This is a genomic window from Nocardia brasiliensis NBRC 14402 (assembly GCF_000308475.2).
GTDB classification, from domain to species: Bacteria; Actinomycetota; Actinomycetes; order Mycobacteriales; family Mycobacteriaceae; genus Nocardia; species Nocardia brasiliensis.
In genome coordinates this window covers 71,168-93,998 of sequence record NZ_BAFT02000104.1, presented here as the reverse complement: position 1 = coordinate 93,998, position 22,831 = coordinate 71,168, and the positions used below count along the sequence as shown (strand labels likewise).

22 protein-coding genes are annotated in these 22,831 nt (G+C 66.1%); 8 read left to right on the top strand and 14 right to left on the bottom strand.

Annotated elements, in window-relative coordinates; genetic code table 11:
- Positions 1-8: 8 nt before the first annotated feature.
- The 4 genes from TY25_RS35205 to TY25_RS35190 are packed head-to-tail and all read right to left on the bottom strand — an operon-like array spanning position 9 to position 5,045.
- On the bottom strand, positions 9-1,199 hold the full coding sequence (locus TY25_RS35205) for a threonine synthase (protein ID WP_052383403.1): 1,191 nt from the start codon (positions 1,197-1,199) through the stop codon (positions 9-11).
- Positions 1,196-2,317 carry an NAD/NADP-dependent octopine/nopaline dehydrogenase family protein gene (locus tag TY25_RS35200; RefSeq protein WP_081869309.1) on the bottom strand — a complete coding sequence of 374 codons (1,122 nt, stop codon included), beginning with the start codon at positions 2,315-2,317 and terminating at the stop codon, positions 1,196-1,198. Before TY25_RS35200 ends, TY25_RS35205 begins: the two co-directional genes overlap by 4 nt.
- Positions 2,314-3,759: an acyl-CoA reductase gene (locus tag TY25_RS35195; protein ID WP_042263708.1), complete on the bottom strand. Its 1,446-nt coding sequence runs from the start codon at positions 3,757-3,759 to the stop codon at positions 2,314-2,316. The genes TY25_RS35200 and TY25_RS35195 overlap by 4 nt, the downstream gene beginning before the upstream one ends.
- Positions 3,747-5,045, bottom strand: a complete 1,299-nt coding sequence (locus tag TY25_RS35190) for a hypothetical protein (protein WP_146153970.1) — start codon at positions 5,043-5,045, stop codon at positions 3,747-3,749. Before TY25_RS35190 ends, TY25_RS35195 begins: the two co-directional genes overlap by 13 nt.
- A gap of 295 nt (positions 5,046-5,340) precedes the next feature.
- On the opposite strand from TY25_RS35190, the gene TY25_RS35185 reads away from it, so the two are divergent.
- From TY25_RS35185 to TY25_RS35175, 3 genes are read left to right on the top strand one after another with little or no spacing between them, the layout of a single operon-like run.
- Entirely contained in the window at positions 5,341-5,562 is a 222-nt protein-coding gene (locus tag TY25_RS35185) for a ferredoxin (protein ID WP_042263704.1), read from the top strand.
- A gap of 24 nt (positions 5,563-5,586) precedes the next feature.
- A complete protein-coding gene (locus TY25_RS35180; RefSeq protein ID WP_042263702.1) occupies positions 5,587-6,720 on the top strand; it encodes a LuxE/PaaK family acyltransferase in 1,134 nt (377 codons plus the stop codon).
- A complete protein-coding gene (locus tag TY25_RS35175) occupies positions 6,717-7,724 on the top strand; it encodes an alpha/beta hydrolase family protein (protein WP_081869308.1) in 1,008 nt (335 codons plus the stop codon). The genes TY25_RS35180 and TY25_RS35175 overlap by 4 nt, the downstream gene beginning before the upstream one ends.
- Here TY25_RS35175 and TY25_RS35170 read toward each other — a convergent pair.
- The 3 genes from TY25_RS35170 to ahcY form a co-directional block, all read right to left on the bottom strand.
- A complete protein-coding gene (locus tag TY25_RS35170) occupies positions 7,682-9,112 on the bottom strand; it encodes a cation:proton antiporter (protein ID WP_042263699.1) in 1,431 nt (476 codons plus the stop codon). The genes TY25_RS35175 and TY25_RS35170 overlap by 43 nt on opposite strands.
- 70 nt (positions 9,113-9,182) lie before the next feature.
- Entirely contained in the window at positions 9,183-10,046 is an 864-nt protein-coding gene (locus tag TY25_RS35165; RefSeq protein ID WP_042263697.1) for an adenosyl-fluoride synthase, read from the bottom strand.
- A 127-nt stretch (positions 10,047-10,173) separates the two neighbouring features.
- Positions 10,174-11,628, bottom strand: coding sequence for an adenosylhomocysteinase (gene ahcY / locus TY25_RS35160; protein ID WP_042263695.1), 1,455 nt, complete (start codon positions 11,626-11,628; stop codon positions 10,174-10,176).
- A gap of 230 nt (positions 11,629-11,858) precedes the next feature.
- Here ahcY and mtnP point away from each other — a divergent pair, with 230 nt between their 5' ends.
- Positions 11,859-12,737, top strand: a complete 879-nt coding sequence (mtnP, locus tag TY25_RS35155) for an S-methyl-5'-thioadenosine phosphorylase (protein ID WP_042263693.1) — start codon at positions 11,859-11,861, stop codon at positions 12,735-12,737.
- 35 nt (positions 12,738-12,772) lie between these two features.
- Complete coding sequence (locus TY25_RS35150) at positions 12,773-13,357, top strand: adenine phosphoribosyltransferase (RefSeq protein ID WP_081869307.1); 585 nt, start codon at positions 12,773-12,775, stop codon at positions 13,355-13,357.
- Here TY25_RS35150 and mtnA read toward each other — a convergent pair.
- A complete protein-coding gene (gene mtnA / locus TY25_RS35145; protein ID WP_042263690.1) occupies positions 13,330-14,331 on the bottom strand; it encodes an S-methyl-5-thioribose-1-phosphate isomerase in 1,002 nt (333 codons plus the stop codon). The genes TY25_RS35150 and mtnA overlap by 28 nt on opposite strands.
- 65 nt (positions 14,332-14,396) lie before the next feature.
- On the opposite strand from mtnA, the gene TY25_RS35140 reads away from it, so the two are divergent.
- Positions 14,397-16,376 (top strand): fluorothreonine transaldolase, encoded by a 1,980-nt coding sequence (locus TY25_RS35140; RefSeq protein WP_226887328.1) that lies wholly within the window; start codon positions 14,397-14,399, stop codon positions 16,374-16,376.
- A gap of 6 nt (positions 16,377-16,382) precedes the next feature.
- Here TY25_RS35140 and TY25_RS35135 read toward each other — a convergent pair whose 3' ends face one another.
- Both TY25_RS35135 and TY25_RS35130 read right to left on the bottom strand, forming a co-directional pair.
- Positions 16,383-16,958: a helix-turn-helix domain-containing protein gene (locus TY25_RS35135; protein WP_042263686.1), complete on the bottom strand. Its 576-nt coding sequence runs from the start codon at positions 16,956-16,958 to the stop codon at positions 16,383-16,385.
- Between the two features lie 58 nt (positions 16,959-17,016).
- Complete coding sequence (locus TY25_RS35130) at positions 17,017-17,967, bottom strand: DMT family transporter (RefSeq protein ID WP_052383402.1); 951 nt, start codon at positions 17,965-17,967, stop codon at positions 17,017-17,019.
- Positions 17,968-18,505: 538 nt separating this feature from the next.
- Here TY25_RS35130 and TY25_RS35125 point away from each other — a divergent pair.
- Both TY25_RS35125 and TY25_RS35120 read left to right on the top strand, forming a co-directional pair.
- Complete coding sequence (locus TY25_RS35125; RefSeq protein WP_042263684.1) at positions 18,506-19,180, top strand: response regulator transcription factor; 675 nt, start codon at positions 18,506-18,508, stop codon at positions 19,178-19,180.
- Positions 19,181-19,624, top strand: a complete 444-nt coding sequence (locus TY25_RS35120; RefSeq protein ID WP_081869306.1) for a universal stress protein — start codon at positions 19,181-19,183, stop codon at positions 19,622-19,624.
- A gap of 36 nt (positions 19,625-19,660) precedes the next feature.
- Here the strand turns inward: TY25_RS35120 and TY25_RS35115 are convergent, their stop codons facing one another.
- The 4 genes from TY25_RS35115 to TY25_RS42190 form a co-directional block, all read right to left on the bottom strand.
- Positions 19,661-19,888 carry a hypothetical protein gene (locus TY25_RS35115; protein ID WP_042263683.1) on the bottom strand — a complete coding sequence of 76 codons (228 nt, stop codon included), beginning with the start codon at positions 19,886-19,888 and terminating at the stop codon, positions 19,661-19,663.
- Positions 19,889-19,928: 40 nt separating this feature from the next.
- The gene (locus TY25_RS35110) at positions 19,929-20,444 is read right to left on the bottom strand and encodes a YbaK/EbsC family protein (protein ID WP_042263680.1); all 516 of its coding nucleotides are present in this window, start codon (positions 20,442-20,444) and stop codon (positions 19,929-19,931) included.
- A 189-nt stretch (positions 20,445-20,633) separates the two neighbouring features.
- Positions 20,634-21,104 (bottom strand): OsmC family protein, encoded by a 471-nt coding sequence (locus tag TY25_RS35105; protein WP_042263678.1) that lies wholly within the window; start codon positions 21,102-21,104, stop codon positions 20,634-20,636.
- Between the two features lie 9 nt (positions 21,105-21,113).
- A complete protein-coding gene (locus TY25_RS42190; protein WP_081869305.1) occupies positions 21,114-22,817 on the bottom strand; it encodes a glucosaminidase domain-containing protein in 1,704 nt (567 codons plus the stop codon).
- Positions 22,818-22,831: the final 14 nt, after the last annotated feature.

The following is a 22,831-nucleotide window of genomic DNA, read 5'->3' as shown; positions in this document are numbered from 1 at the left end:
TTTCCTCCCTAGACGTAGTTCACATAGGCCGGTGCGGCCGGCGGCCGTTCCCTCCCGGTGACATTCACGAGCGTCACGGTGTCTCGACTCAGCCAGCCGGCCCGCGCCAGCTTCATCGCGCAGGCCAGGGCCACCGACGAGGTGAGACACGCGTCCACCTCTTCCAGATCCCAGGCGAGTCGTCTGGCCGCGAGAATCTCCTGGTCCGACACGGCCTCGAAGGCGCCACCCGTCGCTTGCACGATCCGGTGGACGAACGGGTAGGAATCCGCCGGGTTCCCCCGCAGGATGGCCTTGGCGATACCGCTCGGACGCCGTTTGATGTGCTCGGGGCGGATCGTCGCCGAGTTGTCCCGGAAGGCCTCGTACATCGGCGCACATCGTGATTGCTGTGCGCAGACGATGCGCGGCACCCGCGCCAGCCTGCCGAGCGCCACGTATTCGGTGGCGCCTTTGAACGCACCGTAGATGCCCATCCCGCTGCTCACCGCCTGCACGACGACGTCGGGTGCGCGCGGCGCCAGTTGGTCGAAGGCCTCCAGATAAGCGAGTTTCAGACCTTCGCGCCGCGCCGGATTGAAGAAGCCGCTCTCGAACGGCAGACCGCGCTCGGCGGCGAACCGCGCGGCCGCCGCGCCCGCACCGACGTAGTCGGCGTCTACGCAGTACACCCGCACATTGGGCGCGTCGGGCACATCGATCCGGTCCAGGAAGTCCCGGGCGCCGAAGATGTGCAGCGTCACCTCCGGCATGCGCGCGGCGCACCGGCCCATCGAGGTCGAACTGTTGCCGGTGGACGAGATGACGAACTCGGTCACGCCCTGCTGGACCAGGAACGGCATGGCCACACCCGCCATCCGGTCCTTGGCGGTCCCGCTCGGATTGGCGTTCTCCGCTTTCAGGTACAGGAAGTCCAGGCCCGCCCAGCGCCCGAGTTCACGTGCCCACAGCAGCGGGGTATTGCCCTCACCGAGCCACACGGTGTGCTGAAAGTCGGTCAGCGGCAACAGGTCGAACCAGCGCACCAGCGGATTGCCGTCGTCGCGGATTTGCGCGCGGGTCAGGTCGTAGAACACGTCGGTGGCGCCCCCGCAGCAGGGGCACCGCGGCACGAAGGCGGCCGTGACGTGGTAACCGCAGGCACGACACTCCAATACGACCTGCTTGCGCAATTCCGGCGTGGTCGATGTCTCGATCATCTCGCCGTACCTTCGGTCGCGTAGGCCGGCGGACCCATGAGAGTCATGATGTCCGCCCGTGATCCGATGCCCAGCCGAGCGAGCGTTCGACCGTTCCGGTACAGCTCGCGGCCGGTCGCGGCCGAGGCCATCGTGACGATGGCGTCCAATTGCCGGTGCGGCGTGCCGACCAGCATGGCGAGCGCGGCCAACGGCACCGTACCGGTCCGCACGTGCTCGTCGAGGAAGCGATGGTCGGTGCCGCACGGGGCGAGGATGGACCGATATCCAGGGGCCGCACTCAGCGCGTCGGCCAAACTGGTTGCGGTGCCATCGTAGGTCTGCCCGAACCAGCCCAACGCGGTCGGCAATCGCACCCCCACTTCGCGCCCGAGCAGCACCCGCTCCCGGTCGGCGGCCTCGATGATTCGCGCAACCGCGGACGATACCCCCTCGGCGTAGAAACGATGCCGGTCACCGCGGTCGAGCCGCGCCAGATTGGCCAGGGCCACAACGGGTTGGATCACGGCCGTGACATTGGCCAGACTCGTCTCCCAGATCGAGGCCGCGCTGCGAACGGCGGGAACACTTCGCACCAGCAGGTCGCGGGCGCGGTCCGCGTGCCGCCGCTGTCGCGCCCCGAGCGGAACATCCCTCTTGTACTGGAAGATTCGGACGATCGACGGTCCCTCGCCGCGGCAGACGAAAGGCAGGATCATCTCGGCGACGGCCGGGCCGGGCGCGGTCTCACACCAGTCCACCCGGTCGCGCAACGCAGTGGTGACCTCCAGGACGCCGCCGGTGTGCCCGGGCACGAGCACGACCGCCTCGGCCCGCCGCAGTGCCGGCCAGGATGCCGTGACCAGGTCACGCTGTGCGGCGGCGGACACCGCAACCAGCACGAGATCCGCGCCCGAGCACACCGCGTCGAGATCCGTCGACACCGCCGCGAGGTGGACCGTATGCGTGTCCGGGTCGCGCAGGGTCAGTGTCGCGTCCTCGATATCCGCGAGATGCGCGGCGGTCCGATTCCAGAGCCGGACCTCGCATCCGGCCCGCGCCACCACTGCCGCCAACGCCCGGCCCGCATCGCCCGCGCCGAGTACCGCCGTCTTGATCGGCCTGTCCCCCATCGTCATTCGCCCGCATCGCGAACCGGCAGACCGTAGATCCGCTGCTCGAATTCGGCTCGATCCGCAGCCCGGAAGCGACCTCGGTAGTCCAGACCGCGCTCCACCGAAACCCAGCGCACCAGCGAGTGCAGCGGACGCATCTCGTCGTGCACGAACCCGGGGCGGGGCCTGCTCATCATGCCCACCTCGGTGATGCGCGAGGCCCCGGCCAACGTGAGTTCGCGTCCGAACTCCTTGCCGCGGTGCCACGGATACACGGCGACGGTCTGCGTGTCCCGGTGCACCGCCGCCACGGCGTCCGCCAGCCGCGCGACGGAATAGACGTAGGCGGTCCGGCCCAGCGGGTGTTCCAGGACCGGCGTCTCCCCCGGCGGGACGGTCACCACCGTCCACTCCGACCCGGCGCTCTGCCGGACCCGGTACCCGTCGAACCGGGCCTCCTGCCGCGCCCGGGTGATGTGCGCCTGGGCGTCGACAGTCCGGAAACCGCACGGAAGCCGTTGCGCCACATGTTCGAGCCCGCGCACGAGCGAGGCGGCGAAGGCGTCGCCGTCGCCTTCGACGAAGATCCGCTGTGGGCTGAAGCAGGCCTCCTGCTCGTAGACGCTCAGGTCGTACGCCGCACGCACCGCGACGTCGGCCCAGCCGCCGTCGTCGGCGCCGATCAGGATGATGCTCTCTTTCGGGCCGAACTCCACCAGCTCGGTCCCGACCGGGATCCGCGGCTTGATCGCCGCGATCGAGGAGTGTTTTCCCCACGCGCACACCACATCCGCAGCGTCGATGAAAACCTGCTCGATCGGATCCCCGCCGGGCCAATAGAGTACGGAAAGCGCGCGGGTGAGCGGATGCCAGGGATCGACGTCGGCGAAGGTGCGGGCGAAGGCCAGCGTCGAGACCAGATCGCGGCGCGGCAGTTTCGCGACGGTCACGTTCTTCGTGAGCAACCCGCGGATCACTGTGAACAGCCCGGCCAGCGCAACATTGCCGACCATCAAATGCAGTACGCGCCCTTTGGGCAACGCGCGCAAGAAGATCGACTGCTTGGGCAGCCAATCATCGAGCAGCAGTGGATTGTCCAGGTCCGTCTCGACGATGTCGTAGAGTTTGGCCCGTGCACAGGCGCGCGCTACCCGCGTGTAGTCGTCCTCGATCATCGCCTCGTGGTAGCCGGTGATCCGCGCCGCCAGCGCGACAGCGTCGCGGCGGCCCGGATAGCCGGGATCGCCCCACAATCGGCCGACCCGCTCGAGGAACACCGTGATCTCGTCCAGGTGCAGCTCCGCGAGCGCGTCTCGTCGCGTCTTCAGCACGTCCCCGACCAGTTCGGCGGTCGGCCGGGGAATCGTGATCCGCCAGCCCGATTCGTAGGTGACGACCAGCGGTTCGACCCCGCTGTCGGCCACCGTCTCGCCGTTCACGACGATAGGCAGCGCTACCTCGTGCATCCGGCACCCCCGGACCGTTCGCTCGGCAGCAGCTCCAGCACACCGCCCGCACGGAAGGTCTCCTGCACGACCAGTCGCACCCACTGTGCGTATCGAATCACGTGGCGTAGGTTGTCCACCGCGAAGCGGCGAGAGGGATCATGCGACAACCGGACCACCCGGAAGTCGCCCATCATCGCCGGCAGTGTGTGTTCGGCTCGGTCACGGTGGTAGCTCACCTCGAACGCCGAACGGCCACCGGTCGAGCACCCGACGGTTTGATGACCGCGGTAGTGGGTGTCCTCGTTGAAGAAGATCATGTTGTCGGCGGCCTTCTCGACCCATTCGCCGCGCAGGCAACCGTCGCCGAAATAGTTCACCACCGCTTTGCGCTTCAGTTTGATCATCCGGGCCCGCAAGGTCGCGCGCAGGCGCTGTTCCGACTCGTGCCCCAGTTGCTCGGCGAAGCCGGCCAGGGCCAGGCCGTCGTCGAGCACCGTATGCGTGAAGAACTGGTCGGACGCGTCCAGCTCGCCGGGGCGGTCGAGCAGTACCCCGCGCACGCAGGTGACCGTCACATGGTCGACCGAGAGGACGCGATCACGCACTGCGCACCGCATCAGCGCCTCGACGAGATCCTTGGATTGCCCACGGGCGCTGAGGCATTGCCTGGTGGCCGCAGGAAGCCAGCGCGCCGCGAGGCGGGTGTCGGGCAGGCCCGGTGCGATGGCGGTCAACTCCTCGACCACCCGGCCGGGCAATTCGGTCCAACTCACCTGGGCGCGGGCGAGCAGCCCCTCCGTGCGATGCCACTTCGCGCCATCGATCACCGAATACCTGAAGTAGTCCCGCTCGACGTATTCCCTGACCCTACGGATGCGGTCGGCGAGCTCCAGCAGGGTCAGGTGATCCAGCGTCCGCGGCTGGCCGATCGACAACAGGTAGCCGTCCAGCCGTTGCGCCAGCACCGCACGCACCGACCGGAGCGAGAGTTCACCGTCGAGTTGTTCGAGGCCGATCCCGGCGCGCCGCAGCGCGGCCAGCCCGAGGACGAGTTCCGCGTCGTCCTCGGTCCAGGTCTCGTACGGACGTGCCTCGACCGCGGTCAGCGCGTCACGGAACTCTTTGCGGCCGTGCCAGGTCCCGCCGAAGCGCAGCCAGTGATGCCTGCTGAAGATCAACGTGGCACCCGCCGCCCGGATCAGATCCCGCGCCGAATCCGCGAAATCTTCTGCGGCACAACAGGACAACAGTCCGGCGACGTCATCGAGCGTCGACATGCTCGTCGGAATGGTTTCGATCGACACGATCGGCTCCAATCAGAGGTACGCGGTACGTACTGGAATTGCTGGGGAGCACTGCGCCGAAACTATCACCGAATTTTCGCTGACGCGATAACCCGAAAGTGACAGAGCGTATGTGACCGATGGCCCGCCGAATACCGCGCCGTCGTACGAATCACGTTACCTTGCGAGGATTTTCGAATACCGAATCGCGACAAGTGTGCTGAACGACGTATTGACAGTGCCATGGCAATTACCGTTTGGTGGACAGGGAGCACGAACTGGCCGAGAAATTCTGGCACGAGGAGCCCTGGAAACAATGCGGGTGTGGATCGAACGCACGCTCTGCCAAGGTGCGGAGCTGTGCTGTGAACACGCTGCGGCGATGTTCGCGACGGACGACGAATATGTGGCGTACGTGAAGGCCGACGTCGGCGCCGACTGCGCGCCCAAGGCGCTGCTCGTGCCCGGCGAACACGAGGAGCAGGTGCACCGCGCGGCGGCCGAATGCCCGTCACGCTGCATCAACATCATCGACTGACCGGGCGCCGATCGAGGGAAGAGCATGACCACGCACGCCAAGGTCACGGTCATCGACGCCATTCGGGCGATCGATGATCTGATCCACCAGCGCGACGATGCATTCACGCTGGCCGGGGCCGAGCTCCGTGAACTCCGCGACGAATTGATGCGCGCTGCCGTGCAGCACCATTGGCAGCGCTGCGCAGCCTACCGGCGTTATGCCGAAGCCAACGAATGGTCGCTGTCCCGGCTGGACCGGCCCGGTTTCATCGAGTCGTTGCCGCTGATACCGGCCTCGGTGTTCAAGCGCCGAACTGTTTCGAGTTGTGCGCCCGAAAAAGTGGTGCAGGTCTGCACCAGCAGCGGTACCCGGGGTACGAAAAGCCGGATATATCGCGACGGGACCACTCTGGAGCGTTTTGTCGGCAGCATCGATCAGGGCAGCCGGCTCGCCCTACCGAATCCCGATATCGAACGGCAGCTGTTCGTGCTCGGGCCGGACACCACCGAGGCCGGCGATCTCTGGTTTTCCTACGTGCTCAGCATCGTCGATCTGCTGCATCCCACCCGATTCTTCGTCAGCGCAAACATTTTCCGGATCGATGAGGTGATCGCGGCGTTGCTCGACCAGTCAATCGACCGGCCGGTGATCATCGGACCACCCGCCCTGGTCCGGGATCTCGCGGCAGCGCTGCGCGAACGCGGCATCGATCCCGGCCTCGGTGCGCGCAATGGCCTCGTCATCACCGCCGGCGGCTGGAAGCGCGCGGACGCGACGGCCATGTCCCGGCGGGACTTCGAGGAATTCGTCACGGCTGCTTTCGGTTTGGCCGGTGACGCGCCGATCCGCGACTGCTACAACGCGGTCGAGCTGAACACGGTGTTGTTCGAATGCCGGTTCCGCGCCAAACATGTGCCCGCATGGTTGCACACGAGTGCGCGTGACCCGGCGACGATGCGGGCGCTGCCGCCCGGCGAGGTCGGCGTGCTCGCGTTCTGCGACGCCTCCCCCACCAGCTATCCGGGCTTCGTGGCGACCGACGATCTGGGCTCGGTGTCGCGCGAGGGCAGCTGCCCGTGCGGCAACGACTCCGCGGTGCTCACCGTCGTGCGCCGCATCACGACGGCCGAAACTCGCGGCTGCGCCCTACGACTCGACGCCGAGGTCATCCGATGACGACAGCACCAGTAGGACATCGCCGTTCGACCACTCCGGTGACCGTGCGGTCGGAGCGGTTCGAACTGCCCACGCCCCGCGGCATGTTGCGTGGCCTACGCCAATTCCAGCCCGGTAACCACGACCCGGTCGGCCGGGTCATCGTGGCACCGCCGTTCGGCACGGTGATGCGCCGCGGCCGTGCCGTCGCCCTCTACTTTCTCCTCAACGGGTTCGACGTCATTCGCTACGACCCCACCAATCATGTAGGCGAAAGCGACGGAACCATACTGGAATTGACCCCCGATGCGCTCGCCGCGGATCTCGCGCTGGTGCACGACTGGGTCGCGAGCTGTGGCCCGCGCAGCGGACCCGCCGCCCTGTTCACCGCGAGTATCGCCTCGCGCATAGCGTTCGCGGCGGCCGCCCGGTCGGGTCGGCGTCCGGTCGCGATCGGCGCCATCTCCGCCGTGGTCGACATGCAGGCCACCATCGCGGCGGCCAACGACCAGGACTTCATCGGGCAGTGGCTGCGCGGCGAGCAGACCGACCCCGACCGCACCGCGCTCGTGCTCGACCACGAGGTGAAATGGCGGTTCGTGCAGCGGCTGGTCGAATTGGGCTGGCACACCACCGAATCCACCCACGCCGATGTCCGGTCGATCGAATCCGTGCCGATTCTGGCGGTCCAGGGCAGCCGCGACTCCTGGGTCGATCTGCACGCGGTGGAGTATGCCTTCCGCGACCACGCGTCGGCCGCCATCGTCGTGCTGTCCGATGCCACGCACGAGCTCAACACCGCGAGTGCCCGCACGGCGCTCGCCGAACTGGTTCGCTTCTTCCGGCCCGCGCCCGCGGCCGACGATCCCGTCCTCGCCCCGACCTTCGCGCACGTCGTCGCGCAGAACAAGGGCGAGCGACAGATCGATCGGTCGCAGCCCGACGGTTTCGCCGTCGAAGTCACCCATTGCGCACCGTTCGACTACGACTTGGGCCCGGGCGCTTCGTCGGCCCCCACCACATGATCGGCCGCAGCGCCACCGCCGCGAGTTCCCGCGGCGCCGTTGTCCGGCGTCCTCGCATCATGATTCGAGGCTGTGGCGAGCAGCGACGGACGTAGCGTTCTCGGGAACGCATAGTCCAACCACATGCCGGCCAACGAGGACGTCACGATGGAGAGCAGCACGATGCTGGTGAAGAATTCCTCGTTGATCAGGCCCGCGGACAACGTGACGGTGGCCAGCACGATTCCCGGGCCACCACGCGCGTTCAGCGCGACGGCGAAATTCTTCGCGTACCGGGTCGATTCGCCCACCGCGCGCGCGGCGGCCCAGATGCTGAGCCCCTTGACCGCGGTCGCGGTCAGCAAGAAGGCGGCGAAGAACACGAGGTCGAAGTTGCGGGCCAGATCGAGTTGCATGCCCACCCCGGCGAAGTAGATCGGGATGAAGAACGCCAGCGAGAAGTCCTTGATCGTATCCCATGCGGCCGCGCCCGCCACGGGCTTGCTATGCCGATTGCCTTGCGGCGCACTGATATCGGAGGAGGCGATCCCGGCCAAGAGCGCGCCGAAGATGGCGTTGATCCCGAGGAACACACACGAAAGGACCAGCGCGAGTGCGAATACCAGCCGGAACGCGATCGGACTCGCCTTCTCCATCAGATTCACCTTGCTCGTGGCCAGCCGGTTGAACAACCACTTGCCGGCCAGCAGCAGCGCCGTGATGAAAACCAGGCTGACGATCACCTGGTACGCCATCGCGCCCGTACCGTGCAGTTGCAGCAGTGAACCGAGCCCGAATGTCTTCTGGTCGCTCTGGACCAGGCTGAACGTCACGGCGAGCGCCACATACAGCACGACGTCCTCGAGCAGCGCGACCGCGAGGACGGTCCGGGCGAAGCTGGTGTTGAGCAACCCGAGGTCGAGCATTATCCGCGAAATCACCGGAATGCTGGTGACCGCGAAGGCGATTCCGAAGATGAGGGCGAAGGTGGCATCGGTCCCGTGCGGGCCGGAGTAGTCGGCGTGGTCGAGCGCGAGGGCCACCCCGACCCCGAGCACCATCGGAATCACCAGCCCGGCCGCGGCCAACGCCGCCACGGTGCGCTGCTTGCCGGGATTGCGATAGGTCATGACCTCCCGCCCGGCCAGGAACATCAGCAGCAGCAGTCCGAACTCGTTGAGCATCTGGATTCCGGCGTGGACGACACCGCCGGCGGGGAACAATTGGCTCGCCACGCCCGGCGCCACCTGCCCGAACACCGTGGGCCCCAAGAACAGTCCACCGAGGATCTCGCCGATCACCGGCGGCTGGCGCAGTTTCGCACAGATCTGCGCCCCGAGATGAGCGGCGACCAGGATGACGATCAGCGCGACGAACAGACTGGCGAAATCGCCACGGGACAGCGACATTTGACCCTCCTTGCAGGCCGATGCCGACGGCCGGCCCGAACTGGCCCGACCGGCCGCCGACAGTGCTGGATCAGCCCACCTTGACCTGCACGCTGATGCCGGCCTTGAGGTTGTAGGGATAGGCCAGACTCGCCGCGTTGCGCGCCAGAGCCAGATAACCGCGGCTGGACAGATACGCGACCGCCGCCCCGACTTCCCCCGCGTCGGCGAAGGTCGGGCTCAGCGGCAACTCGAACGGCAGCACGCCGTCGAGGGTGATCCGCAGCTTGGTGCCGTACCCGACACCGAGCTTCTCCAGATCGGTGCGATGAATGTTGGTCCACACGTTGCCGAACGGATGATCGATGTTGGTCACGTACCCGACGAGGTCGGTGTCGGCGACGAGTTCGGGATCTTTGCGTTCGAATCGGACGATCTCGTCGTCGGCGAGGCGTCGCCCGACCTTCTCCAGCGGGAAGCCGGCGGCGAGATGCGCCGACGGCAGCGCGACCATCTCACGGCTGTAGAAGGTCGGTTCCGGCTGCTCCGGAATGACTTCGGGCGAGGACACCTCGTAGGCCTCCAGGTACCCGTGCTCCTTGATGACCGTGGTGAGCAGGCCATTGTTCGGGGCGATGTAGATATAGGAACCTTCCTTCCGTTCGAAGCCCGCGCCCGAGCCGGCCCACTGTCCGCGGGCGCCGCCCTTGGAAGCGTGCGCGATCCGCAACGCGACCGAGCGCGCGGTGGTGCCGGTCGCCGGGTATGTCGTGGTCGCGAACACCGTGCCCTCGGGGAACAACCGCGGCAGATCGACGATGTACCGTGCGCCCTCCTCCACGTCCCACGGCTGCATGGTGTGGCAGATGTCCACGATCGTGACATCCGGACACACGCTGAGCATCAACCCCTTACATTGCGCCACCGAGTCGTCGGTGATGCCGAGGTCGCTCATGAAAGCGATAATTGGGCGGCGACCATTTGCTGTTGTCACTGACCCGCTCCTTCTGTATTACTGTGCGGTGAATTCCGCCACCTCCACGGGCGGAAATCTCGATGCCCGGTAGCCGCCCGGGCGGGCGTCAGTAGCGGTACTGCTCCGGCTTGTACGGACCTTCGATCGGAATATCGAGATAGTCCGACTGCCGCGGCGTCAAGGTCGAGAGCCGGGCACCGAGAGCGGGCAGATGCAAACGCGCGACCATTTCGTCCAGTCGCTTCGGCAGCGTGTACACACCTACCGGGTATTGCGCCGACTTGGTGAACAGTTCGATTTGGGCGAGCACCTGATTCGCGAAACTGTTGCTCATGACGAACGACGGATGGCCGGTGGCGTTGCCGAGATTGAGCAGCCTGCCCTCCGAGAGGACGAGCACGGCATGGCCGTCCGGGAAGACCCACTTGTCGACCTGCGGCTTGATGTTCTCCTTGCGGACGTCCGCGATCCGAGCCAGGCCCGCCATGTCTATCTCATTGTCGAAGTGGCCGATATTGCCCACGATCGCCTGATGCTTCATGGCCGCGAGATGATCGGCGGTGATGACGTCCACGTTCCCGGTGGCGGTGACGAAGATGTCCGCGAAGCCGACCACGTCGTCGAGCGTGGCCACCTGGAAGCCGTCCATCACGGCCTGCAGGGCGCAGATCGGGTCGATCTCCACCACCACGACGCGGGCCCCCTGTCCGTGCAGCGCCTCCGCACATCCCTTGCCCACGTCCCCGTAACCGCAGACGACCGCGACCTTTCCGCCGATCAGCACGTCCGTGCCGCGATTGATGCCGTCGATCAGCGAGTGCCGGATGCCGTACCGGTTGTCGAACTTCGACTTGGTGACGGAATCGTTGACGTTGACCGCCGGGAACAGCAACGCACCGCTGTTCGCCATCTGATAGAGCCGGTGGACACCGGTGGTGGTCTCCTCGGTGACACCACGGATGCCTGCGGCGAGGTCGGTCCACTTGCGCGGGTGGGCGGCCAGCGAGGCCCGTAGCAGCGCGTCGATCACCTCGTCGTCGGCCGATTGCTCGGCACCGGGATCCGCTACGGCGCCGAGCTTTTCGGCCTCGACCGCCCGATGCACCAGCATCGTGGCGTCACCGCCGTCGTCGAGCAGCATGTTCGGCCCCGCGCCGTCGGGCCAGTCGAGCATCTGCCCGGTGGCCCACCAGTACTCGTCGAGTGTTTCGCCTTTCCAGGCGAACACGGGAACACCCCGCGGGTCCTCGACCGTGCCGGACGGCCCGACGACCGCGGCGGCGGCCGCGTGATCCTGCGTCGAGAGAATATTGCAACTCGCCCAGCGCACCTGGGCGCCGAGCGCCGTCAGCGTTTCGATCAGCACGGCGGTCTGCACGGTCATGTGCAACGAACCGGAAATACGGGCACCGGTCAGCGGTTTGCTGGTCGCATACTGTTCGCGCAGCGCCATGAGGCCCGGCATCTCGTGCTCGGCGAGTTCGATTTCCTGGCGCCCGAAATGGGCAAGTGATAGATCGGCGACCCGATAATAGAATTCAGTTGTCACGGTCAACTCCATAAATGCTCGACCACTGTCCGTACTGACGATAGGGCGACGTACCGTCCAATACAACGCAGATCAGCGGGGTAAGCAGAAGATACGACGGCAAGCAATTGGTGACACGCCGTAATGTGTAGCAATTTGCGCCGATCGGCACATCGCGGCACGGATCGGACCGCCGATATCCTGAAGATCGTCGGCAGACAGTTCAGTCGCGCCGAAATTCGGCAAACTCCGGGACGGATACCATGGTTGCACCTACGGCAGAAATCGAACTCGGCATCATCGGCGGCAGCGGGCTGTACGACCTGGAAACGCTCGCCGACCGCCGCGAAGTCGCCCTCACCACGCCCTACGGCGACCCGAGCGACCAGGTCGGCGTCGGCGTACTCGACGGGCGCCCCATCGCCTTCCTCGCCCGGCACGGCCGCGGCCACCGCTACCTGCCGACCGAAGTGCCCGCCGCGGCGAACATCCACGCGCTCAAGCAACTCGGGGTCCAGCGCATCCTCAGCATCAGCGCCGTCGGCAGTCTCCGCAACGAGATCGAGCCGAGCCATCTGGTGGTGCCCGACCAGCTCGTCGACCTGACCCGGCACCGCCGGTCCACCTTCTTCGGGGCCGGCCTGGTCGCGCACGTACCGCTGGGCGACCCCTTCTGCCCGGTGCTGCGCGCCGGGCTGACCGACGTCGCCGCGTCGGCTGGTGCGACCGTGCATCGCGCGGGCACCTACGTCTGCATCGAGGGGCCGCAGTTCTCCACCAGAGCCGAATCGGAGCTCTACCGAGCCTGGGGCGCCGACATCATCGGCATGACCGCGGCCACCGAGGTCAAACTCGCGCGGGAGGCCGGAATCTGTTTCGCCACACTGGCATTGGTGACCGACTACGACTGCTGGCGCACCGGAGGGCCATCCGTCACCGCAGACATGGTCGCGTCGGTGATGCGGGCCAACATCGCGACGGCCAAGGACATCATCCGCAAGTTCGCCGCGTCCTCGGACGGCACGGCGCGCGACTGCGAGTGCGCCGACGCGATGCGGCACGCCGTCATGTCGGACCCCGCGGGCGTACCCGGCGACACCGCGGACCGGCTCGCGCTCATCGCCGGAAACCAGCTGCGTTGATCCCTTTCCCGACTCTCGAGACCACAGGATTCGCCATGTCCGATACCGTCGACTACTCGACCGCCCCGACCGCCCCGGACCGCATCGACGACCGGCTCGCCGCCGACGTCGCCGAGCTCATCCGGGCGTATCCCGATTTCCCTTCGCCCGGTGTGCTTTTCCAAGACCTCTGTCCGGTCATCGCGACCCCCACTATGACCACCCGGATTGCCAAGGCGGCGATCCGCCATTTCGCCGGCGCTTTCGACATCGTCTTGGCGGTGGAAGCGCGCGGCTTCGTCTTCGGCACCGCGGTGGCCCAGGAATCGGGCAGCCCGCTGGTGCTCGCCCGCAAATCGGGGAAGCTGCCGGGGCGGGTGTACAGCGTCGGCTACGACCTCGAGTACGGCCGGGCGTCACTCGAGTTGCAATGCGATGTCCTGCCCCCGTCCGCACGCGTCCTGCTCGTCGACGATGTGCTGGCCACCGGCGGAACGCTCTCCGCCGCAGCGGAATTGGTGGAACTCGCGCACGGTACGGTGGCGGGGTACGCGGTGGTCGCCACGCTCACCGAGCTCGGCGGGCCCGCCCGGCTCGGGCGCTACCGGGGCTATCACACGCTGACCTTGCCGATCGACTGACCCGACGGTCTGATCACCCGATCCTCGGTGACGATCGCGGTGACGAGATCAGCGGGTGTCACATCGAACGCTGGATTGCAGGCGGTGCTCGTCACGGGAGCGATTCGCACACCGCCCAATTCGAGCACCTCCGTCGCTGCCCGCTCCTCGATCGGCACCTGGGCTCCGGCCGGGCAGGTCGGATCGAGGGTCGCTTCCGGCGCGGCGACGACGAACGGGATCCCCGCGCGCTGCGCGGCCAATGCGTGGCTCAGCGTGCCGACCTTGTTGACCACGTCGCCGTTGGCCGCGATCCGATCCGCACCGACGACCACCGCGTCGACCCGGCCGTGCACGATCATCCCCGCGGCCGCGCCGTCCACGATGACGGTGTGCGCGATCCCGGCCCGGCCGAGCTCCCACGCGGTGAGCCGGCTGCCCTGCAACAGCGGCCGAGTTTCACAGGCGTACACCAGCTCCAGCTGGTTCGCCGCGTCCAGCGCGCCGATGACCGACAGCGCGGTACCGCATTCGACACCGGCCAGCGCACCCGCGTTGCAGTGCGTCAGAATGCGCCGGGCGCCCGCGAGCAGGTCGGCGCCGCGCGCGCCGATCGTTCGATTGGCGGCGATGTCGGCGTCTCGCACCGCCAAGGCCGCGGCGACGACCGCGTCGAGACCACCGTCGGCGACCGTGCGCACCTGTTGCACGCCCCACGCGAGATTGACCGCCGTGGGGCGTGCCTCGGTCATGGTCGCGGCGGCCGCATCGAGCGCGAGTTCGATCGATTCGCCGCGTTCGGCTGCCCGCAGCGCGGCGAGCGCCATACCGAACGCACCCGCCACACCGAGCGCCATCGCGCCGCGCACCGCGAGCCGGGCGATCTCGCCCGCGAGCTGGGCGGCGGTGGTCACCGTAACGACGACTTCCCGGTGTGGTAGCAACGTTTGATCGAGAATGACTACTTTTCCGTCGACCCAGTCGATTGTCCGCATAGGATCACTCTCCGGCCACTGCCGCATTCCGTCAACGACGAGACCGCGGCCATAGCCGAACGGCCATGTGCCAGACGCCTTTCAGGACACAAAAATGGAACATTCGTCGTATTGTTGTGCCGCAGTGGGCATTACTAATGTCTATCTTGAGAAACTGCCGAAACGCAGGGGCAGGGTCTCCCGCCGATCGGAGTGAAATGACCGAGCTCAGTAACGATACGCCCTTGTCGCTTACCGCAATTCGGGACCTGGTGACCCGCGAGGAGGTGGACAACGAGCAGGTGCTGCATCTGACCGCGAACGAAACGGTGCTGTCCCCGTTCGCCCAGAACGTGCTGTCCACCAAATTGGCGAACCGTTATCTGCTCGAGCATCTCGATATGCGGCTCGACTCTCCGTCGCGCCTCAACAACTTCCTCTATCGCGGGCTCAACCGGGTGAATGCCATCGAGCAATCCGCGACCCAGGTGTGCCGCGAACTCTTCGGCGCCGAATACACCGAATTCCGTTGTCTGTCCGGCTTGCACGCGATGCAGACAACCTTCGCCGCACTGTCCCAGCCCGGCGACAAGATCATGCGCATTTCCACGAAAGACGGCGGACACTTCCTGACCGAGCTCATGTGCCGGTCCTTCGGCAGGCGGAGTACCACCTATGCGTTCCGCGACCTGTGCACCATCGACCTCGAGCGGACCCGGGAAATATTCGAGCGCGAACGGCCGTCGCTGCTGTACATCGACGCCATGAATTATCTCTTCCCGTTCCCGCTCCGGGAACTGAAGCAGATCTGCGGCGACGTCCCGCTGATCTTCGACGCCTCGCACACCCTCGGGTTGATCGCGGGCGGGCAGTTCCAGGATCCGCTGGCCGAAGGCGCCGACATTCTGCAGGCCAACACGCACAAGACCTTCTTCGGCCCGCAGAAGGGGCTCATCCTCGGCAAGAGCCGCAGCCTGATGGAACGGATCACCTATACCCTGTCGAACGGCATGGTGAGCAGTCAGCACACCGCCTCGACGCTCGCGCTGTTCATCGCCCTGCACGAGATGTACGAGGACGGGCGCGAATACGCGGCGCGAGTGATCGAAAACGCCAGACATCTGGCGGGTTTGCTCAACGAGCGCGGGATCCCCGTGCTCGCCGCGGATCGCGGATTCACGCAGAACCACATGTTTTTCATCGACACCCGGCCGCTCGGCGCCGGCCCGATGTTGGCCAAGAAGCTGCTCGACGCGAACATCTCGGTGAATCGCTCGATCGCGTTCGAACACATCGATACGCTGCGGCTCGGCGTCCAGGAGATCACACGGCGGGGATACAGCGGCGCCGATCTCGAACGGATCGCCGGCTGGATCGAACGCCTGCTGCTCCGGGACGCGAACCCGGAATCGGTCGCGCGTGATGTCGCGACATTCGTTGTCGGCAGGCAGAACATCCGATACTGCGGTAAGAGCGCCGGTCCGCGCCGCGCCCCTCGCGGCAAGTCGTCACCTACGACCCCGGCTCGGCCGCGCTGGGTCAATATCAGCCTGACGAAAGCCGACAATCGTTGCGCCCCAGAGACGGTCGAGGCCGTCCGCACGCTCGGCGAGGCCGCCGCGGTGTTCGAGCACCAGACCGATTCGGCAGGCAACATCAGCGTCCGGACAAACGGTCACACCTTCGTTTCGGCGAGCGGTTCTTACCTCAAAGATCTGGCGCCGCACGATTTCGTCGAACTGCTCGGCTTCTCGGACTGGACGCTGCGCTGCGAGGGCGCCGGGCCGCCGTCGGCGGAGAGCTACATGCACTATCTGGTGCGAACATCGGTCGACGCCCGCTATATCGTGCACAACCACTACATCCCGGGTGACGAGATCGCCGACCTGGATGTGCTCGTCATCCCGCCCAAGGAGTACGGCAGTGTGCAGCTCGCGGAGGCGGTCGCGAAGGCGGCGCCACGCAGCCACATCATCTACATCCGGCGCCACGGACTGGTGTTCTGGAGCGATACGCTCGAGGAATGCACCGCCCTGATGGCCAAGGTGGCGAGCCGGCGGATCTGAGCCGCCCTACCAGCCGGAGACCGGATAGGTCATGACCAGCACGGCCTCGACGTTGTCGGTCCTCGCCTCGTAGAAGTGCGGCACGTCGGCACCGAACACCACGAAATCGCCTGCGCTGGCGTCACAGGGCGTGTCGATGGCGCCGACCCGCAAGCCGCCCTTGGCCACGTGCAGATGCTCCACCGTGCCGACCGTGTGCGCCGGGCTGTCGATCCGGTTGCCCGCCTTGCGGATTCGGATCCGCCACACCTCGACGTACACGCCGGCGCCGACGCGCTGCAGGAGTTCCTGTTTGCTGTAGTCCGGCTCGGACGTGCCCGGCCGGAGCGTGGCCCTGGTCGGTGCCGTCGCGACGATGAGGTCGCCGAGCGGCAGCCGCAGCGCCACGGCGATCGCAGACAACGTGTCGATACGCGGATTACCCGCCCCCGATTCCAACGTGGACAAGGTGGCCTTGCTGATCCCGGCCTGCCGGGCGAGCTCCGCCGCCGACATGCCCCGAGCCTCCCGCATCCTGCGGATCTGTGCGCCGATGGCCGCGGCGGCACTGTCCAGCTTCGTGCTGTCTGCTAGATCGGACATCGACCACCGTTCGCTAGATTGTGCCGCTAGGCCCAATCTAACGCACCGGGCTCGGCGATTACGGTCCGGATCCGGTGGTGTCGGGTCCGGTCCGCAACGGATGACGACTCGGTTCGGCGACGACACGGGCCGGCACTTTCCGTGCCCCTTCGAGACTGCGGCCGACGATCGCGGACCCGACCACCAGCGCGCCGCCTAACATCTGCACTACGGTGAGCTGCTCACCGGCCACCAGCACCGCGAAAAGGGTCGAAAAGACCGGCTCCGTACAGAGAATCAAGCCGACCCGGGTCGAGCTCGTCCGGCGTGCGCCACGTAGCTGAGCGAAGAACGCGAACGACGTGCCGATCACGCCGAGATAGGCGATCAGCAGCCAGTTCGATCCACTCACCGCGCCGGCCAGTCGCCACATCGGCGCACCTGTCAGCACCGAGGTCGCCGTCGCCAGCAGCAGCACCACGACGAACTCGATCAGGGTGATATTCACCAGCGACTGGTTCTGCCCTTCGGAACTGCGGCCGAACAGGGTGATCTGGGTGGCCCTGATCATCGCCGCGGCCAGGATGATCAAGTCTCCGCTCTGCGGATGGAATCCGCCCCTCGACAACAGCAGCAGACCGCAGCCGACGAGCGCGGTGACCGTAGCGAGATAGACCGGTAGCGGCTGTGCCCGACGACTGAGTACGCGTTCGAGGACCGGCACGAGCACCACGGAAACGGTGATCAGAAATCCGGAGTTGGCGGCCGACGTATGCAGTACCCCAATTGTTTCCAAGATCAGGATGCCGTACAGCATGAACCCGAAAGCGATGCCGTTGCGCACCTCGGACGAGGTGAGCTGGGGCAGCGTGCGCAATGCGAGCAGCGCGATGACCGGTATTGCCGCCGCGAAACGCAGCGCGAGAAAACCGGCCGCGGACACCGCGCTGCCGACCGTCTGCATGACGACGTAGCTGGAACCCCAGGTGATCGCCACCAGCAAGATGGAAAGATCCGTCAGAGCCACCATCGACCCTGGTTGTGACGCGTCCCCACCCCGCATCGTGGTACACCGTCCCCTCGATCGCCAAAGGTTTGCCACCTTCAGCTGCCGTACAGCATATTAGGCAGAATCGTACAGTTTGTTACGCTCGACGCTCTGCCCCCAATTCCGGTGTCAGCGGTAAGTTGTAGCGCCTGCTGCGACCTCGTGCACCCTTGCGACTGTCCAGTCCCATAGGTCACACTGGCTATCGGACATGCAGCGCGGAATGTTCGGGTCACTCGGGCCGCTGCGATCATCGCTCGTCGGCGGACCAGATCACCATGGGGGTCATCGTGGTTTGCCAGATGAATGCTCGGCGGTCAGCCGAGGCCATCCGGCAGCACGTCGGCCCGCGTGCGGCCATCGAGCGGTCCCATTCCCACGCCGACTCGCAGTCCACACTCGAGCATTTGATGCCCGAGTGCCGGGCCGGCGTTCACCGCACGGGCGCGCACGTTCGACCTAGGGGCGCGCACCAGCCTCCCTAGTTTTGATACACAGCACGAAAGCGGGGGCAGATTTGATGGTTGCACCGGCAGGAATACGACTGGTAGTCGTCGATGAACATGTGTTGTATCGGCACGGAATAGTGGAAATCCTTTCCCACGAACACGATATGGAAGTTGTCGGGCAATGCGGTGAGCGCGATGTCGAGGCGACGCTCGAGCGGTACCGGCCGGATATCGCGATCATCAGTATCAGCCAATACGAGCGGCGACCGGAACGGTGGATACGCAGCGTCCTGCTGAGCACGCCCAGCGCTGTGGCGGTGATCATCTTGGGCGACCGGGACACGCCGCGCGGCATCGGCGATCTGATCGCGGCGGGCGCGGGGGGATACGTATGGAAGAACTCGACCCGGGAGGAGTTGATCAGCGCGGTACGCAAGATCTTCGAGAACCCCGAGCAGGTGGTTCTATCGGTCACCCGAGGCATGCTGCAAGGTCTGGGCAGCGGGGACGGAGCCATACTCTCGACCCGGGAGCGAGAGGTGCTGACGCTCGTTGCCGCGGGCCTGAAGAACTCGCAGATCGCCGACCGGCTGTATCTGGCGGAAGGCACCGTCAAACGGCATCTGACGAATATTTACGCCAAACTCTCGGCCTCCTCACGCGTCGAAGCGATAAAACAGGCAATCGCCCTCGACCTGCTTTCGGTCGAGGCGATACTCGAGCCCGATGCGTCCAGGCAGCGATGAATGCCACGCCGAGCCACCGCGATCGTCGTCGGCATAGCCGAAAGACCCGCTGCCTTAGCCGCTCTCGTTGCCGCCGCCGGCCTGGCCCGAGATCTCACGGACGAATTACATGTGGTGCACGCCTTCGATCTGGGCGACTATCCGGTAGATCCCGATATCGATGATTGGGAAAGGCAGGCAGACGCGAAACAGGCCACCGTTCGGGCGTGCGCCGCGGCCGCGCTCTACGATCATCGCTCGATCGAGTGGACCTACCATGCCCGACGAGGTACACCGGAGCGAGTCCTGCTCGCCGTCGCGCACTCGGTGGGCGCCAGGATGATCGTCATCGGCTCGCATCCGCATTCATTTCTCGGTTATCACTACGGTGGTTCCGTGTCGCGTGCGCTGCTGCGCCAGCACGAATACCCGATCCTCCTTGTCGCCGACCATAATCCGCCCTGAGTGCGCTCTCGGACCGCAACGCCGGACACGGCCGGACTACACCCGGCCGTGTCTGGCCTTGTGGAACAACACATCTCGGAGACGGTTCGTACCGACCAGCGCGACGCGGCGGACATCGGCCAAGCCGTGGCCTGCCGGTAGCGCGCCGGTGTCGTCCCCGACCGCGCGCATCGCATGCAATTCGGCGCAGACACGCTCGGCGTCACGGTCGACGAAATTCGTCGAGCCCGCCAGGTGGCCGCTGTCGGCTTCTTTGGTAGTCATCTGCAGACCTCCGAGAATGTACGTTCTGTCGGCAATCGGATTACGTCATCGCCTCGCCCATGGCCGCCTCGTATTGCGCGATCTTCTCGGTGCGCGGATGGGCCAAGCGCACGTAGTCGCCGGTACGCAACGCCATCGACCGATCGAGCCGGGCCGCGTTGAAATACAGCTCGGGGATGTCGAGAACACCCGGGTCGACGATGAGTTCGAGATCGGGATGAAACGAGAAGGGCAGAATCGTGCCCGCCACCGAACCGGCGAGATTCTCGGCGATTTCGGGGGTGGCAAAGGAAACATAGGTGCCCTCGAAGAGCGCGCGCACCGCGGTGAGGTCGACCTTCGCGTCACCCGGCACCACCGCCAAGACGTACCGCTTGGTCTTCTTGCCGATCTTCACCATCACCACCATGCACTTCGCCGCATCGTGCAAGTCGTTGCCGCGCATCGGACTGACCACATCGGTGCGGCCCTCCGGTTCGTGATCGATCAATCGATACTGCGCGGAACCTGCGTCGAGGAACTCGATGAGGCGCTGGTAGGGATCACTCTGGGTCATGCGAACCTTTCTGAGTCGACGAAGACCAACGCGAGCACAACCTCCAGGCACAGCACATCCCGGCAGGTGTGATGCGATAGGCGAGCGTTTAGTAAAACGAACGATACCGACTACTATACTTTACGTCACGGGCAGGGTGATAGTCCGCATACCGTCGAATATCTACTGCCGCTTCGGTTTACCGGAGGCTCAGGCGCCGGCGACCTGCGGTTCGCAGCGCACGTCGAAATTGACGGAGTTCGCGATGAAGCACAGGTCGTGGGCGCGCTCGTGCAGCGCGAGCGCGCGATCCCGGTGCTGTACATCAGCGATCCGCGCCTGCGGGCGCAGTACTACTTCGGCGAACCGGCCGCCGCCCGCGAGGTCTTCGACCATGGTGCCCGTCGGGTGATCGGTGTATTCGGTGACCACGATCCCCGCGCGGGCGCAGAGCACGAGATACCAGAGCATGTGGCACTGCGACAGGGAGGCCACCAGCAGCTCTTCCGGATTCCAGTGTTCGGGTGCGCCACGGAACGCCGGATCAGCCGTGCCGGGAATCGGCGGTTTGCCCTCGGCGCTGACGATATGCGATCGCTCGAAGTCCCGGTACCCGCTGGTGCCCGTGCCGGTGTTACCGGTCCAGGTCACGTCCAGTGCGTACTCGTGCGCCTTGGTCATCCGCCACCCCTACGGCACTTTTTCGATCAACTTCATCACACCTGTCAATGTCGCAGCATAGCTCGGTTCGGTGGCGTAGCCCGCGGCCGCCACTTCGCGGGCGAACGCGTAGGGATCGGCGGTGTGCGCGAACGCTTTCGCGTATCGGGGCTGCAACAGCACCTGCGCGTGGCCGTCGAACGACGCGTCCGGGGAGGCGTAGGCCCGGAACCACGCGCGCACGACGTAGTTGTACCGGCCGTCGGGCCGTGGTGTCACCGAAATGATCTCGGGGTAGCCGCGTACGTTCGGTGTGCTGTGCACTTCCGTGGTCGTGCACAGCTTGCGTTGCGCCTCCGGCACTTTCGCGTCTGCTTTGATGCCGAAGAAGTTGTTGCCGCAAGCTTTCGCGCCCCAACCGGTTTCGAGCGCGGCCTGGCCGAGGGTGACCAGCCACGGTATGCGACTGCGGGTTTCGTTCGCCTGCGCGTGCGGACGGTACTTGTGCACGAAATCGACGACGTGCGCGGGCACCCGGCCGCTGGGTCGCGGCCCCGGTTTCGGCGTCGGCGCGGGTGCGCTACCACCGCCCAGGCCGGGAACCGGGCCGGCGAACAGCGGACTCGGCGACCGCGCGCCTTCCCAGCTGAGGTCGACGTGGATGTGATCGGTGTGCGGGTTGCTGCCGCCGTAGGGCCGCCAACCCTGCGCCCGGAACTGCCAGCCCCATTGCCGCCGGTTCCAAATGATGTACGCCACTTGCAATTCCACCGCATTGGATTGCAGCCAGGCGATGTAGGCGTCGACCTGAGCCCGATGCGCCGGGTCCGCCGCGTTCGCGTAGAGGTCGATCGAACGCCCTTCCCCGTGCAGCGACGGGGTGCCGAAAGTGGTTGCCCGGCAGTTGAAGGTGCCCGCCTGACGGCCGGTCAGCCGCTTCCACTGATTCGCCATGGCGCGGGCGCCGGGCTGCTCCCCTGTCGCGCACTTGGTGAACGAACCGCGCCGCACGATGCCCGCGGCACGATCTGGCGTACGGGTCGGGGCGGGCGTGGGCTTCGGCGCCGAACGGTTTCGTCGATACTGCCGCACCTGGGCGAGTGCGGCAGTATTGGCCGCACCGGTCAGATAGGTCCAGGTGTCGGGTCGTCCGCGCACGTCGATGTGCGCGAAATTGCCGCCGACGCCGAGCGCGATATCGTTGCCGCAGGCGTCGATCGCCAGTTCCGCGATCTGTAACCCGGTGAGACCGGCGATGGTGATGTCGGCGGCTTGTCCGCTGCAATGCCTACTGAGCGTGGGCTTTTGCCCGCGCGCCCGGTAGACGGCGACATTGCTCGCCCAGGACCGATAGCCAGAGGTGATCTTCACCGGCTTTCCCACCCGATCGCGGATCGCCTGCAGACAGCGGACCAGAGCCGGCGAGATGCGGGCGCGGTCGGCGGGACGTCCACCGCTGCTGACGAGTTCACCGACGGTGAAGTTCGGCGCCAGCTTCTTCGTGCGGACCTGCGGCCCGGTGTCGTAGAGCGGCAGACCGGTACTGTTCGGATCCCAATGCTCTTGCCCGGCCGCCGATGGGCCGGGCCGGGCGGTGAGCACCAGCCCCGACGGGAAACTTTCGGCCTCGAAGGCCGCCTCGGCACCGGCGACGCTCTCGTCGAACTCGTGCTGCTCGACGGCGCCGGATTCTTCGGCGGCGCTGTGGCCGGGCCACTCGGCGACGACACTCATCACTTGCCTCCCCG